At 40.6% G+C, this 14,266-nt stretch carries 15 protein-coding genes; 14 read left to right on the top strand and 1 reads right to left on the bottom strand.

Annotation, left to right across the window (positions count from 1 at the left end; translation table 11 throughout):
* The first annotated feature begins 40 nt into the window (after positions 1–40).
* Both AC1TO4_RS05250 and AC1TO4_RS05245 read left to right on the top strand, forming a co-directional pair.
* Positions 41–817 carry a metallophosphoesterase gene (locus AC1TO4_RS05250; RefSeq protein ID WP_482104456.1) on the top strand — a complete coding sequence of 259 codons (777 nt, stop codon included), beginning with the start codon at positions 41–43 and terminating at the stop codon, positions 815–817.
* 26 nt (positions 818–843) lie between these two features.
* Entirely contained in the window at positions 844–1,815 is a 972-nt protein-coding gene (locus AC1TO4_RS05245) for a YpdA family putative bacillithiol disulfide reductase (protein ID WP_482104455.1), read from the top strand.
* 62 nt (positions 1,816–1,877) lie between these two features.
* Here the strand turns inward: AC1TO4_RS05245 and AC1TO4_RS05240 are convergent, their stop codons facing one another.
* Positions 1,878–2,816 (bottom strand): asparaginase, encoded by a 939-nt coding sequence (locus AC1TO4_RS05240; RefSeq protein WP_482104454.1) that lies wholly within the window; start codon positions 2,814–2,816, stop codon positions 1,878–1,880.
* Positions 2,817–2,876: 60 nt separating this feature from the next.
* Between AC1TO4_RS05240 and prsW the strand changes: the two genes are divergently transcribed.
* The 12 genes from prsW to spoIVA all read left to right on the top strand — a co-directional run bounded on the left by prsW (position 2,877) and on the right by spoIVA (position 14,245).
* Entirely contained in the window at positions 2,877–3,560 is a 684-nt protein-coding gene (gene prsW / locus AC1TO4_RS05235) for a glutamic-type intramembrane protease PrsW (protein WP_482101896.1), read from the top strand.
* A 76-nt stretch (positions 3,561–3,636) separates the two neighbouring features.
* Positions 3,637–4,428 carry a spore cortex-lytic enzyme gene (gene sleB, locus AC1TO4_RS05230; RefSeq protein ID WP_482104453.1) on the top strand — a complete coding sequence of 264 codons (792 nt, stop codon included), beginning with the start codon at positions 3,637–3,639 and terminating at the stop codon, positions 4,426–4,428.
* 93 nt (positions 4,429–4,521) lie between these two features.
* Positions 4,522–5,796 carry a PepSY1/2 domain-containing protein gene (locus tag AC1TO4_RS05225; RefSeq protein ID WP_482104452.1) on the top strand — a complete coding sequence of 425 codons (1,275 nt, stop codon included), beginning with the start codon at positions 4,522–4,524 and terminating at the stop codon, positions 5,794–5,796.
* A 71-nt stretch (positions 5,797–5,867) separates the two neighbouring features.
* Positions 5,868–6,509 carry a flagellar brake protein gene (locus AC1TO4_RS05220; protein WP_482104451.1) on the top strand — a complete coding sequence of 214 codons (642 nt, stop codon included), beginning with the start codon at positions 5,868–5,870 and terminating at the stop codon, positions 6,507–6,509.
* 196 nt (positions 6,510–6,705) lie between these two features.
* The gene (gene cmk / locus AC1TO4_RS05215; RefSeq protein ID WP_482104450.1) at positions 6,706–7,383 is read left to right on the top strand and encodes a (d)CMP kinase; all 678 of its coding nucleotides are present in this window, start codon (positions 6,706–6,708) and stop codon (positions 7,381–7,383) included.
* Positions 7,380–7,964 carry a lysophospholipid acyltransferase family protein gene (locus AC1TO4_RS05210; RefSeq protein ID WP_482101891.1) on the top strand — a complete coding sequence of 195 codons (585 nt, stop codon included), beginning with the start codon at positions 7,380–7,382 and terminating at the stop codon, positions 7,962–7,964. Before cmk ends, AC1TO4_RS05210 begins: the two co-directional genes overlap by 4 nt.
* A gap of 82 nt (positions 7,965–8,046) precedes the next feature.
* Positions 8,047–9,195 (top strand): 30S ribosomal protein S1, encoded by a 1,149-nt coding sequence (gene rpsA / locus AC1TO4_RS05205; RefSeq protein WP_482101890.1) that lies wholly within the window; start codon positions 8,047–8,049, stop codon positions 9,193–9,195.
* Positions 9,196–9,367: 172 nt separating this feature from the next.
* Positions 9,368–10,678 carry a ribosome biogenesis GTPase Der gene (der, locus tag AC1TO4_RS05200; RefSeq protein WP_482101889.1) on the top strand — a complete coding sequence of 437 codons (1,311 nt, stop codon included), beginning with the start codon at positions 9,368–9,370 and terminating at the stop codon, positions 10,676–10,678.
* A gap of 33 nt (positions 10,679–10,711) precedes the next feature.
* A complete protein-coding gene (locus AC1TO4_RS05195; RefSeq protein ID WP_482104449.1) occupies positions 10,712–11,734 on the top strand; it encodes an NAD(P)H-dependent glycerol-3-phosphate dehydrogenase in 1,023 nt (340 codons plus the stop codon).
* 39 nt (positions 11,735–11,773) lie between these two features.
* The gene (locus AC1TO4_RS05190; protein WP_482102019.1) at positions 11,774–11,968 is read left to right on the top strand and encodes a DUF2768 domain-containing protein; all 195 of its coding nucleotides are present in this window, start codon (positions 11,774–11,776) and stop codon (positions 11,966–11,968) included.
* Positions 11,968–12,690 carry a hypothetical protein gene (locus tag AC1TO4_RS05185; RefSeq protein WP_482104448.1) on the top strand — a complete coding sequence of 241 codons (723 nt, stop codon included), beginning with the start codon at positions 11,968–11,970 and terminating at the stop codon, positions 12,688–12,690. The genes AC1TO4_RS05190 and AC1TO4_RS05185 overlap by 1 nt, the downstream gene beginning before the upstream one ends.
* Positions 12,691–12,766: 76 nt before the next feature.
* Positions 12,767–14,245 carry a stage IV sporulation protein A gene (gene spoIVA, locus AC1TO4_RS05180; RefSeq protein WP_482104447.1) on the top strand — a complete coding sequence of 493 codons (1,479 nt, stop codon included), beginning with the start codon at positions 12,767–12,769 and terminating at the stop codon, positions 14,243–14,245.
* Positions 14,246–14,266 lie beyond the last annotated feature (21 nt).

Below are 14,266 nucleotides of genomic sequence, written 5' to 3'. Positions count from 1 at the left end.
AAGTGTACTTGCTTTGCCTTTTTCCTATGAAAGGTGGGGCATGATTACGGTCAATAAAACAATTAAGTTATTAGTATTAATTATAGTCGGCTTCATCACATTCATGTTTATGAGCGCCAGAAGAAGGAACGTTGTTCACCATAGCATGAACATAGAAAGTCAAAGCTTACTCGACAAAAGGCTATCAGTATTTTTCATTTCTGATATTCATAGGCGTAAAATCGATGATAAGCTACTAGCTAAAATTCAATTCGAAAATACAATTGATGTAGTTATCATCGGCGGGGATCTTGCCGAAAAAGGTGTCCCATTAGCGCGTGTCGAGAAGAATATCCGTCAGTTAGCCAGTTTAGGTCCGTTGTTTTTTATCTGGGGGAACAATGACCGTGAGGCAGGAGAAAAGCAAATTAGGGATATGATTAGCCGCTACGGAGGAAAAATCCTTGATAATGAAAATGTAGCAATTCCTGGTCATTCAAAGTGGGGGATTGGCGGAACGGATGATCCATCTAGCGGGAATGTCGATATTGATTCTTCTCTTCAATCCATCGTACAGTATGAAAATGTTATATTTGTTACACATACGCCTTCACTTTTTAGGAAAGTGGAACAGCTTTATCAACCTCGTATATTGCTGGCTGGACATACACACGGAGGTCAAATTAGAATCGGTAAATACGGTCTGGAAGACAAAGGATCCTTCCGCATCAAGAATGGTCGGGTAAAGCTTATCAGCAATGGATATGGCACTTCTAAGATACCGTTACGTCTAGGGGCAGAGCCAGAATGTCATATTATTGCAATCAGATACACTTGAACCGTCCTAAAGGAGCGAAAGTTAAAATGGTACTAAAAGATGTAATTGTGATAGGGGGAGGACCATGTGGTCTTTCAGCGGCAATTGAATTGCAAAATAAAGGTCATGACGTACTTGTTATTGAAAAGGGTACTATTGTGAACTCGATTTATCATTATCCAACGCATCAAACCTTTTTCAGTACCAGTATTAAATTATCCATTGGGGATATTCCGTTTATCACTGCAATAGATAGACCAAAGCGAAATGATGCGCTTGTCTATTATCGTAAAGTAGCTGAATTTAAAAAAATACCCATCAATAATTACGAAAAAGTGGAAGACGTCACTAAGGTAGGTCAAGACTTTCGCGTTTTAACAGACAAAAACGAGTACCAAGCTGCAAACGTTGTTGTTGCGACTGGCTATTATGACAATCCAAATCGATTGGGAATTGAAGGGGAGGAACTTCCGAACGTTTTCCATTATTTTAAAGAAGCACACCCTTACTTCGGAAAGAAGGTTGTTGTCATTGGAGGTAAGAACTCATCCATTGACGCAGCGCTAGAATTGGAACGTGCCGGCGCACAGGTTACCGTAATTTATCGGGGTTCTGACTATTCACCGAGTATCAAACCATGGATTTTACCGGGATTTGACAGTCTTGTCCGCAGTGGTGACATTGATATGCATTTTAATGCGGATATACTCAAAATCACTAACTCATCTGTTGTGTTTGAAAAAAAGGGAGAGACATTCGAATTCGATAATGATTTTGTCTTTGCGATGATTGGCTATCATCCTAACTACGCTTTTTTGGAGAAAATAGGTATTACAATTGATAAAGAAAGTGGACGTCCCACTTTTGATGAAGAAACGATGGAGTCGAATGTGGAAGGGCTCTTTGTAGCGGGGGTAATAGCAGCTGGAAATAATGCCAATGAAATTTTCATTGAAAATGGAAAGTTTCATGGTGACATAATCGCGCGAGCAATCGAAATGAAGAAAAACGAGAAATGAAAAAGGCTACGCTTCACCTGATTAAAACAGGTGAAGCGTAGCCTTTTTCGTTGCTTAGGAAACTATTGCGAACATAGTTCTAGCAATAGTTTTAAACGCGCTTTCTGACCACTAAGTCCGTGTTCGAAACGCACACCCATTTTACTCAACATTTTCCCTCCTCCTTCATAAGCATAAATGTCTTGAGCAATTCCGTTGAAACAACGGGAAACTAGAATAATTGGAAGACCGTCAGAAAGGAGCTGTCTGATTCCTGTGATTAGATCAGGTGGAACATTGCCCTGTCCAAGTCCCTCGAGAACCAAGCCGTCATACCCGAGTGAGGCGATTGATATTAGCAAGTCTGAATCCATTCCCGCATAGACTTTGAACATTGCTACCTTTTTAGTGATTTTCACTATTGGGAGATACGTTCGGGAAAGTGGCGCATGATGAAAATGAATGTCCGACTTCGTTACGATACCGATTGGACCGTATTGCGGACTTTGGAAAGTTGATACGCTACTACTATGAGTCTTTGTCACGTTAGTCGCTGTATGGATTTCATCGTTTAGGACGACGAGCACACCTTTTCCGAGGGCGTAGTCTGAAGCTGCAACCCTGACAGCAGACATCAGATTGTAAACGCCATCCGATCCGATTTCATTGGAAGAGCGCATGGCACCTGTTAATACAATGGGGATGCTGAAATTCGTTGACAGTTCTAGGAAATATGCTGTCTCTTCAAGTGTGTCCGTGCCATGGGTAATGACTACACCATCGAAGTGATTGTCCTCAATATGTCGAGATATTAATTTTTGCAGCCCCAACATCTCTACGGGTGTAATGTGAGGGGAAGGTAAATTAAATGCTTCCACTTCTGTAATCGTAGCGAAATGTTGGATGTTATATATTTCTAATGCTAGTGGATTGGTCGCACTTAACATAACGCCGCCCGTTGTGATATCCAGTTCCATCGAAATTGTGCCGCCTGTATGTACGAGTAGAATATTTTTCAGCATTTTAGTTCCTCCTGTTTAAGGGAATTGATGGTATAATAAAGCGGAAATGGAGGCCAGCCTATGTTCATTTTGCTTACCGTAGCGATTGCGCCGGGATTGGCGCTCTTCAGTTATTTTTATTTAAGAAAACAAATTGCAAAAGAACCATCTCTGACATTATTTCATACATTCTTATATGGTGCTATCATGACTTTCCCAATATTGTTCATTCAACATGTTTTCGAAGAGGAAAACATTTTTTCTAACTACTTCTTTCGAAATGTAGTCTTTACCAGCGGTCTTGAAGAGTTTTTTAAATGGCTTATCCTTCTGTTAGCGATTTATCGTCATGTAGAATTTGAAGATGCTTATGATGGAATCCTTTATGGTGCCAGCGCTTCCTTAGGTTTTGCAACAGTTGAAAATATTATTTATCTCTTAACATTTGGAACTGATACAGCTTTTCTCCGTGCTTTACTGCCAGTTTCAAGTCATGCCCTTTTCGGTGTTGTCATGGGTTATTATTTTGGACGTGCTAAGTTCGCAGTTGAAGCACACGTTAATAAGTACTTATTTTTAGCATTACTAGCTCCATATGGTCTTCACTTCATATACAATGGCATCCTTGCCGTAGATGATTTGTGGCTGTATCTGATTATTCCTTTTATGTTATTTCTATGGTGGTTTGGCTTAACACGAGTTAAATATGCACATTCATTCGCAATGCAACAATTCAGACGTAAAACCCGAATGAACACTAAATGATTCAGCAATTGCTGAATCATTTTTTTGTTTTGCTAATAATAATGATGATTTTGGACAAACTGATTTAAAAGGAGGAATGAACTTGAAAAAATTGATTATCCGCATGATTACAATCGTCCTTCTCCTCGGAAGTGCATATGCTGCGTCTCCCGGTCAAATTGAGGCATTCAGCACGCAGAATGTTGCGCGAGGAGCTTTCGGAGATGACGTTATTGAACTGCAGTCAAGACTTCAGTATATCGGTTATTACACTGGGACAATTGATGGGAAATTCGGTTATGGAACCTATTGGGCTTTACGTAACTTTCAAGAGGAATATGGACTTCCAGTTGACGGAATTGCAGGGTTACAGACAAGAAAGAAATTAGTGGATGCATCTAATTATGATGAGAAATTCGTTAAAGATAATATGAATAAAGGAAATAAGTTCACTCATTACGGAAGTAAGCCGCTAGCATCTCAAGTGGATAAAGGCGCAGGGAAAAAAGAGAATGTTCAATTACCTGCAAAGTATTCGGATGCAGATCTTAATCTGATAGCAAATGCGGTTTACGGTGAAGCAAGGGGCGAGCCATATGAAGGCCAGGTAGCAGTTGCAGCAGTCATTTTAAACCGCATAGAGCATCCTGACTTTCCGGATACTGTAGGTGGCGTAATTTTCCAACCACTGGCCTTTACTGCTGTTGCAGATGGTCAAATATGGCTTACTCCCAACGAACGAGCAAAAGAGGCGGTCCTGGATGCGATTAATGGCTGGGATCCGTCAGAAAACTCGATTTACTACTTTAACCCTATTACAGCAACAAGTGAATGGATTTGGTCGCGACCACAAATAAAGAAGATTGGGCTGCATGTATTTTGCCATTAAGGACTAACATTTGAACACGAAAGGAGGATAGGGCAAATATAGTGGGAATAACAAAAGGCTCCTGCTGTTATTTGCTGATTTATGAAAAAACTGATGTTTGTTTTGATATACTCTGTAGCAGCACTTTCAATTTTTTCTTATACTAAAGCGACTGAAAATAAAGAGCTATCCATAGCCTTAAGCAACCAATATGCTAATAAGATGACTGATGCGTCGAAGAAGCTGGAAGAATTAGATATTGCGGTGAAGAAAACGTTAATATTTAATGAGACAGAAGGCTCATCTGAAGCACGGGAGGACATTTGGCGCTTATCATCTGATATAAAAAACTCCGTATCCTCTCTGCCGATGGATCCAAGTTTTTCTACATCCTGGATGAATTATCTTGGACGACTTGGTAACTTTGCAAAGGAAACTGACCGTTCAAAGGATAATGCTGAATATCACCGAGTAATGAAATTAGCCTCCAAGAATCTGAGTTCCATGTCGGATGAGTGGCAAGTTGCAACTGCAGGCATGGTGACCGGAGATTTGTCGGTTGATGGATGGAATAAAAGACTCGATAGTGCAAGTGCTGGACACGATTGGACAGGAATGGGCACTGCTGTAAAGCAGTATACAGAAAGTGATTTCCCGCTCACGGCAAGTGAGTCGGATTCGATGAAAAAGAAAGATCTTAAAGAAATAGAAGATCCGAAAGTTACAAAAGAACAGGCTGTTACCAACTTTAAAAAATTGTTCCCACACCTATCAAACGAAACCATTGTTGTAGAAAAAAGCCAACCAGGATCTCCCTATCCGTTTTATCATATTCGTTTCGCGGAAGAGGAGTCTGTCGGTTACATCGACATCACAGAAAAAGGTGGCCATGTCTTATCATTATTAACGGAAAGACCTTTTGGAAAAGAAAGCCTTCCGTTTGAAGACTTGAAAAAGAAAGCTGAGTCGTTTTTAAAAGATGCGGGGTATAAGGATCTTGTTTATGAAGAGGCAAGGGAAAATAATACAGCATGGCATATGGTGTTTGTTCGAGTAGAACCTGAATATGGTGCAAAAGTATTTTCAGATATCATTCATTTGAAAATCGCCAAAGATAATGCAGGTATAATCGGATTGGATGCTTCTGAATATGTACGTAAAGAGAAAACTTCGAAGCAACCGATAACGAAAAAGGATTGGAAATCATTTTTCCACACCAACGTAACGATTGTTAAAGAAGAATATGCATATGTTGAAAATCGTCAGATGGAACAGCGACTTGCACATTATATGACTGTCACATTAGATGAAAATGGTGAAACAGGTACGTATGCTGTTATTGTCGACACTGAAACATCCGAAGTAATTAAAACGGAAAGGTTACAGTAAAATAGGCATTGGATTTTCCATCTTGTCATGACATAATAGGATGTATGACATATAGATGGCAGGTGTTACATGTGCTACTTTCGATAGGGACAATTATTGTTATTGACAAGGATTTTACTAAAGACGGTGAAAAGTTTAAAAGTAAAGTGGTCGATATGAGTGATGGGTACGTGATGATTGACTATCCAACTCATATTGAAACCGGACGCACTTCATTCTTCATGGATGGAACGCAGTTACAAGTGAACTTCACTGATAGCACCAAAATTTCATATGCATTTCGGACAGAAGTAAGTGGTCGCCTTAATAAAGGGATCCCCATGCTGAAATTAACCTATCCTGGTGATGATCAGCTCATTAAGATACAAAGACGCCAATTTGTAAGAGTAGAATCAGCAATAGATGTCGCTGTGGAGAAAAATAGTCTATTCAGCCAATATGTCGCTGCAGACTTAAGTGCAGGCGGTATCGCACTTTTTTTGTCAAACTTCACAACACTAGTCGCTGAGGAAGTCGTATCGTTAATTATCGTATTACCGTTCAATAGTCACGATATTAAGTATGTTAAATTATCTGCAAAGGTCGTCAGAGTATGGGAGAAAGATGGAAGAATAATTGCTTCGCTGGAATTTGAGAAAGTAAATGCATTTGTGCGTCAATCCATCATTCGGTTCTGCTTTGAACGACAATTGCAAATGAGAGATATTAAATAGAATTTAAATGGGGGAAAGTCCGTGATAAAAGGGCTTTTCTCTTTTCATTTTCATGACTAGCGCGCCGAAGGGAAATGGTTAATTCAAAGAAAAATACAAATTCCGCGGCTTTTACCTTTTCTTTCACAACCTAACAAAGGCGCTGACGTCATACTTATGATACAATGTTTTCGAATTGATTACGGGGGTTTGAGAAATGACAAAAAGAATAAAAATCGCGATTGACGGTCCGGCTGCTGCTGGAAAAAGTACAATTGCCAAAATTACAGCTGAAAAACTAGGTTATACGTATATTGATACAGGAGCAATGTACCGTGCACTTACGCATAAGGCATTAGACCGCAACATAAATAGTAATGATGGAATGGAACTGGAGAAATTACTTGAACAGATTGAAATCGTTCTATTACCGTCACCGGTAGGTCAAGCCATAATTGTTGATGGTGTAGATGTATCTGAATCCATTCGCTCACAACTGGTAACTGCCAATGTGTCTGCAGTTGCTGCTCACAGTGGTGTTAGATGCCTAATGGTCGATAAGCAACGGCAATTAGCCGAAGGAGTAGGTGTTGTCATGGATGGCCGTGATATTGGGACAGCTGTGTTGCCAGATGCGGAACTCAAGATTTTTATGACTGCGTCTGTCGAAGAAAGAGCAAGGCGGCGTCATATTGAAGATGAACGTCGCGGTTTCATCACTTCAATTGAACAATTGAAGGCTGAAATAAGCGAACGTGATCGTGCGGATATGGAGAGAGAGGTATCTCCGCTGAGACAGGCAGAAGACGCCGTTCTAATTGACTCAACTTCCATGACCATCGAGGATGTGGCGAAAAAAATTAGCGAACTGGCCGAAAAGAGGATGCGTTTATGAATTTATACCCACTAGGCAAATTTCTGTGTAGCACTATTTTTTATCCGCTATATAGAATTAAAGTAATTGGCAAGGAAAACTTTCCTAAAGAAGGAGGTGTTCTTCTCTGTACGAACCATATTGAGAATGTCGATCCGCCTGTTGTTGGGATCACCTGTCCACGACCTGTTCACTTCATGGCGAAAGAAGAACTTTTCAAATTGCCAGTATTAAAAAGTGTCCTGCCACAAGTGAATGCATATCCGGTGAAACGCGGGATGAGTGATCGAGAGGCGTTTCGTAATACACTTAAAATCCTGAAATCAGGGAAAGTGGTCGGAATGTTTCCTGAAGGCACACGGAGCAAGACGGGCGAACTTGGCGAAGGTCTTGCAGGTGCAGGATTTTTTGCTTTGAAAGGCGGAGATGCTGTCGTTGTTCCTTGCGCAATTATAGGACCTTATAAAGCATTTAAAAGATTAACAGTTGTCTATGGAAAACCGCTTGACATGACGCCTTACCGTGAAAATAGGACGTCGGCTGAAGAGGTTACAGAAGTTATAATGAGTGAGATCAAAAACCTTCTCGAACAAAATAAATGAACAAAATAAGGGTAAATTTTTGTTATTATGAATCGATTCGCATAATATGGAAGTAAGATTCTTTATGAAGGAGGTCTACATAATGACTGAAGAGATGAACTTAGAAACAGAGAACAACTACAATGAAGGTGACCGTGTTACTGGAAAAGTGACGAAAATCGAAGACAAATCGGTGACAGTTGAAATTGCGGGAGCTCCGTTTGATGGTGTTATTCCAATCAGTGAACTATCAAGCCTTCACATTGAGACGGCTTCGGATGCGGTTGCTGAAGGTGATGAACTTGAACTTATTATTATGAAAATCGAAGAAGATAATTATGTTCTTTCAAAACGGAAAGTCGACGCGGAAGATGCTTGGGGTTCACTTGAAGAGAAATTTAACTCAAAAGAAACGATTGAAACGGAAGTGAAAGACGTCGTTAAAGGTGGATTAGTAGTCGACCTGGGCGTACGGGGCTTCATACCAGCATCACTTGTCGAAGATTATTTTGTCGAATCTTTCGAAGAATATAAAGGCCGGACAATGACTTTCAAAATTGTTGAAATGGATAAAGAGAAAAACCGACTAATTCTATCCCACCGTGCGGTTATTCAGGAAGATAAAGAATCGCAAAAAGGTGAGATACTGGATGGTCTTAAAGAAGGCGAAATACTTGAGGGTACTGTCCAACGTCTTGCAGCATTCGGTGCTTTTGTCGATATTGGAGGAATTGATGGACTTGTCCATATTTCACAATTGTCACATGATCATGTTGAAAAAGTGTCGGATGTTTTAAAAGAAGGCGATAAAGTGAATGTGAAGGTTTTGTCAATAGACCGTGATTCAGAACGGATATCGCTTTCCATTAAAGACACTTTGCCTGGTCCTTGGGAAGGTATCGAAGAAAAGGCTCCAAAGGGGACGAAACTTGATGGAACCGTGAAAAGACTTGTGTCATACGGTGCATTCGTGGAAGTGTTCCCAGGCGTCGAAGGTCTTGTTCATATCTCACGTATTTCCCATCAGCACATCGGTACGCCGCACGAAGTGTTGCAGGAAGGTCAAAAGATTGAAGTTAAAGTGTTGGAAGTAAATACAGATGAGAAGCGACTCTCTTTGAGCATTAAAGATCTTGTAGAAAAAGAAGATAATAATTCATACGGTAGCTATGAAATGCCTGAAGAAGCATCAGGCTTCTCAATGGGAGACGTCATTGGTGATCAGTTGAAGAAGTTTGCCAATAGAGACTAATTGGGATGGTAATATAGCTTCACTTTCAACCAATCAGCCCGATTTAGATCCCCAGAAAACGAACAAGTGAACATTATGAACGAGTAATTATATGGATGATGGTGCTTTTACGGGCATCATCGTCTTTTTTTGTGTATAATATGCAGAAGATAAGCTGGAAGGATGTTAGATTATGAATAAACCAACTGTAGCGATCGTCGGTAGGCCGAACGTCGGGAAATCGACAATATTTAACCGAATCGTTGGTGAACGTATTTCAATCGTAGAAGATGTAGCAGGAGTTACCCGTGACCGTATTTATAGTTCAGCCGATTGGCTCGCGCACGAATTCAACCTGATTGATACTGGTGGAATCGATATTGGAGATGAACCCTTCCTTGAACAAATCCGGCTACAAGCGGAAATTGCAATAGATGAAGCGGATGTAATCATTTTCCTCGTGAATGGCCGTGAAGGAGTAACGGATGCAGATGAACAAGTCGCCAAAATATTGTATAAAACGAAAAAACCTGTCGTTTTGGCAGTGAATAAGGTTGATAATCCGGATATGCGGGATATGATTTATGACTTCTATTCCCTAGGATTTGGTGAACCTTATCCGATTTCGGGTTCACATGGACTAGGACTTGGAGATTTGCTTGACGCGGTAGCAAACGACTTTCCTGAGCCCGGAGCTGAAGAAATTGAAGATGATGTAATTCGGTTTTCATTAATCGGCAGACCGAATGTTGGGAAATCATCACTTGTTAACGCATTTTTAGGCGAGGAACGAGTTATCGTTAGTGATATCCCTGGCACGACAGTAGATGCCATCGATACTGCTTATGAATATGATGGGCAGAAATATAAAATTATCGATACTGCAGGTATGCGTAAAAAAGGTAAAGTATATGAAAATGTGGAGAAATATGCTGTTCTTCGTGCATTAAAAGCAATTGACCGTTCCGATGTCGTTCTCATTGTTATAAATGGGGAAGAAGGTATTCGTGAAATGGACAAGCGAATTGCCGGTTACGCGGAAGATGCAGGAAAAGGTGTCCTTTTTGTTGTCAATAAGTGGGATGCTGTTGAGAAAGACGATAAAACAATGAATAAGTTTATAGCGGATATCCGAGATAATTTCTTATTCCTAGACTATGCACCAATCGCTTTTGTTTCAGCTAAAACGAAACAGCGCGTAAATACTTTGTTTGAAAAAGTTAAGTTAATAAGTGAAAACCATGCACTACGAATCCAATCAAGTGTCTTGAATGAAGTAATCGAAGATGCGGTTGCAAGAAATCCAGCACCTAGTAGCAAAGGACGTAGACTGCGTATTTATTACGCCACGCAAGTAGCCGTCAAACCGCCAACTTTCGTCGTCTTTGTGAACGACATTGAAATCATGCACTTCTCTTATGAGCGTTTTTTACAAAACCGTCTTCGGGAATCATTCGGCTTCGAGGGAACGCCAATCCGGCTCATAACACGTGCAAGAAGCTGACCGGATTTGGAGAAGAAAGGATGTCTGTATGAAATGGAAAAAGTAACCGTTATAGGCGCCGGAAGCTGGGGGACAGCAATTGCTTTTGTCTTAGCAGAAAATGGTCATGACTGTTTACTCTGGGCGAGACGTTCTGACCAGTCTTCCGAAGTGAATGAAAAACATACAAATCATTCATATTTACCGGGTATTTCTTTACCGGCCAATTTGACAGCAACATCTGACTTGGAAAAGGCTGTGATGCACGGGGATACCGTCATCATAGCTGTTCCAACAAAAGCAATTCGTGAAATCTGTTCAGAACTGAATACTATGGAACTCAATCCGAAATTGATTGTTCATGTTTCTAAAGGCATTGAGCCTGATTCGTTGAAGCGGATTTCCGAGATGATTTCGGAGGAACTGGATTCCACTAAGAGATCTGCTATTGTTGCGCTTTCAGGACCAAGCCATGCGGAAGAAGTTGTGCTGCGTCATCCGACGACAGTGACGGCTGCTTCTCTGGATTTAGACGCTGCGGAAAAAGTTCAGGACTTATTTATGAACAATTACTTCCGTGTCTATACCAATTCTGATCTACTAGGTGTTGAAATTGGAGCTGCACTTAAAAATGTTATAGCGCTTGCTGCCGGTATTTCTGATGGCCTTGGTTATGGTGACAACGCAAAAGCTGCGCTTATTACACGAGGGTTAGCAGAAATTTCTAGACTCGGTGTTAAGATGGGGGCAAATCCTTTGACGTTTTCAGGCCTAACGGGTCTGGGAGATTTGATTGTCACTTGTACAAGCGTTCATTCACGTAACTGGAATGCAGGTAACATGCTCGGTAAAGGAAATAGTCTAGATGAAGTTGTATCAGGTATGGGAATGGTCATTGAAGGTGTCAGAACAGCTAAAGCTGCCCATCAGCTTGCAGCCCAGTACGGGGTCTCCATGCCGCTCACAGAGGCACTGTATTCTATTCTATTTGAAGACATACCGCCGAAACATGCTGTTGATCAATTAATGACTCGCATGAAAAAACAGGAAGTGGAAGATCTCTTCGGTACAAGGTAATTCTTTAACTATACGAAAGGAGGACTTAAATTGTCCTCAATGGATAAGATGTGGCTATCGTTTTATGCAATGGGATTCATGTTCATTTCTATGGGTCTTATTTATGTAAGCCGACATAAGCTTAAAAATAAAATAATTAAATTTCTACTAGCGCTAATCGCTTATTCTTTGTTGATTTTCGCATTTTTTGCGATGATTTATCTTGTGTTTAATGGCCCGACAGGAGGAGCATGATGAAAAAGTCAGTAAAAAGAATCAGTTTACTCCTGATGTCTTCATTTATTTTTGTTTTATCAGGCTGTATGTACCCTTCCGAAAAAACAACTGGTCAGGAAATCCCTTACGCCGATCAGCTGGAATCAATGCAAAAGGCGGTAGATGCCTTCCAACAGAATTCGGGAGGACTATTGCCTATCAAAACACGTGAGCTTGAAACAGATATTTATATCAAATATCCGATTGAGTTTGCTAAACTTGTTCCTGCTTTTACAGAAAAAATACCATCTAATGCTTATGAAACAGGTGGCATTTACCAATATGTGTTGACAAACGTTGAAACGGACCCAACTGTTAAGCTCGTTGATCTACGCTCAGCTGAACGTATTCGTGACTTGAATTTGCGAAAAAACATTAATGGCAAAGTTTCATTCAAGGATGCGGTCGGTGACAATGTTTATGCTGTTGACTTCAAAGCGATGGGTTTCAAAGAGCCGCTGACGGTCCCTAGCCCCTACTCGGAAACTATGTTGCCACTGGTAATCGGAGGCGATGGCATATTTTACATCGATTATTCAATTGACTTGAACCGGATTTTGAAAGAAGAAAAGCCGGATGTTAAAGAAGGCGAAGATATCCGCTATCTACTAGCAGATAATAATCCGGTTTTACCGGCCTACTCTCTCCCTTATACGGTGAATGAAAAGAATGAACCTATATTTATGAGGAATTCAAAATAAAAAACGTTTCATGCTACGTGCATGAAACGTTTTTTATTTACATAAACTAATATGCGCATATAAAGGAGGACGATGGATGAAAGAAGAATTATATGAAAACTTGGCTAGACGTACAGATGGAGATATTTACATTGGAGTCGTTGGTCCTGTTCGTGTAGGGAAATCTACATTTGTTAAAAGGGTGATGGAAGAAGTTGTGATTCCGAACATGACGGACGCGGCGGATCGAATACGAGCACAGGATGAACTTCCACAAAGTTCACCTGGACCCGTGATCATGACATCAGAACCCAAATTTGTACCCGCTCAAGGGACTTCGGTTTCGGTAGGGGATGGAGACTTAAAGTTTCAAATCAGGCTTGCTGATTGCGTGGGCTATGTCATAGACGGTGTTAAAGGGTATGAAGATGAGGATGGACCGAAATACGTTCACACGCCTTGGCACAACGAACCAATACCTTTCGAGGAAGCTGCCCGCATCGGTACCGACAAAGTAATTCGGGATCATTCCACAATTGGAATTCTGGTTACAACGGATGGAACGGTCAATAATATTCCAAGAGCTGCAGCTGAAGTTGCAGAAGCGGAAATCGTTACTAAACTACAGGATATCGGTAAGCCGTTCGTCATTGTGCTGAATTCTAAAATGCCAGCGAATGAAAAAACAGTCACTCTGAAGCAGGAGTTGCATGAGAGATATGGTGTTCCTGTTATCGCTATCAGCGCAGACCAGTTGAATGCGCAGGAAATTCAGCTCATCTTAAAAGAAGCACTGTATGAATTCCCAATTTCGGATATCGAAATACAAAAGCCGGATTGGATGGATGTGCTGGGAAGTGAGCATGAGTTGAATGCTAACATTGACAGGGTTATAAACGAAGGATTCTTGGAAGCTTCGAAAATTCGTAAAGTTCAAGAATTGGCAGAAAAACTGAAAGAAGAAAAGTATGTTAAAAATGCTGATGTTATTGAAGTTGATGCGGGCAAAGGGAAAGCGATTGTGAAAATCGATATGGATGAACAGGCTTTCCGTGAAATTTGTGAAGAAATCATGGGACAGGAGATTGGTTCAAAAAAAGACTGGTTATTGTTTGTTAAAGATGCTGCAAAAGCGAAAAAGTCATATGAAATGTATTCGGAAGCAATTGATACAGCTAGAAAACAAGGGTACGGTGTCGCACTTCCGACAATTGATGATTTCAATCCATCACCACCAGAATTAATTAAACAGAACAACTTTTTTGGTGTCCGTATGAAAGCAACAGCACCTTCACTTCATATCATCAGGGTCGATATGGAAGCTGAATTTTCGCCATTAATCGGATCTGAATTTCACAGCCATCATTTATTGAAAGAATTGAAGAATGCATATTTACATGACAGAGAGGCGTTATGGGAAACCCAATTATTCGGAACGCCACTACATGAAGTCATGAAAGAAAGCATTCGTTTTAAAACTGCATCGGTTCCGATGAACGCACGAAAACGTCTGCGGGAGACGATTGAGCAGATGGTTAACGATGGTAATAAAGGTATGATTACATTTATCGTATAAAGGAAAAAGATCCGTCAAAAA

The organism is Sporosarcina sp. Y838 (genome assembly GCF_056786515.1).
Note: the sequence above shows the minus strand (reverse complement) of the source record. Positions and strands in the feature narration are given on the sequence as shown.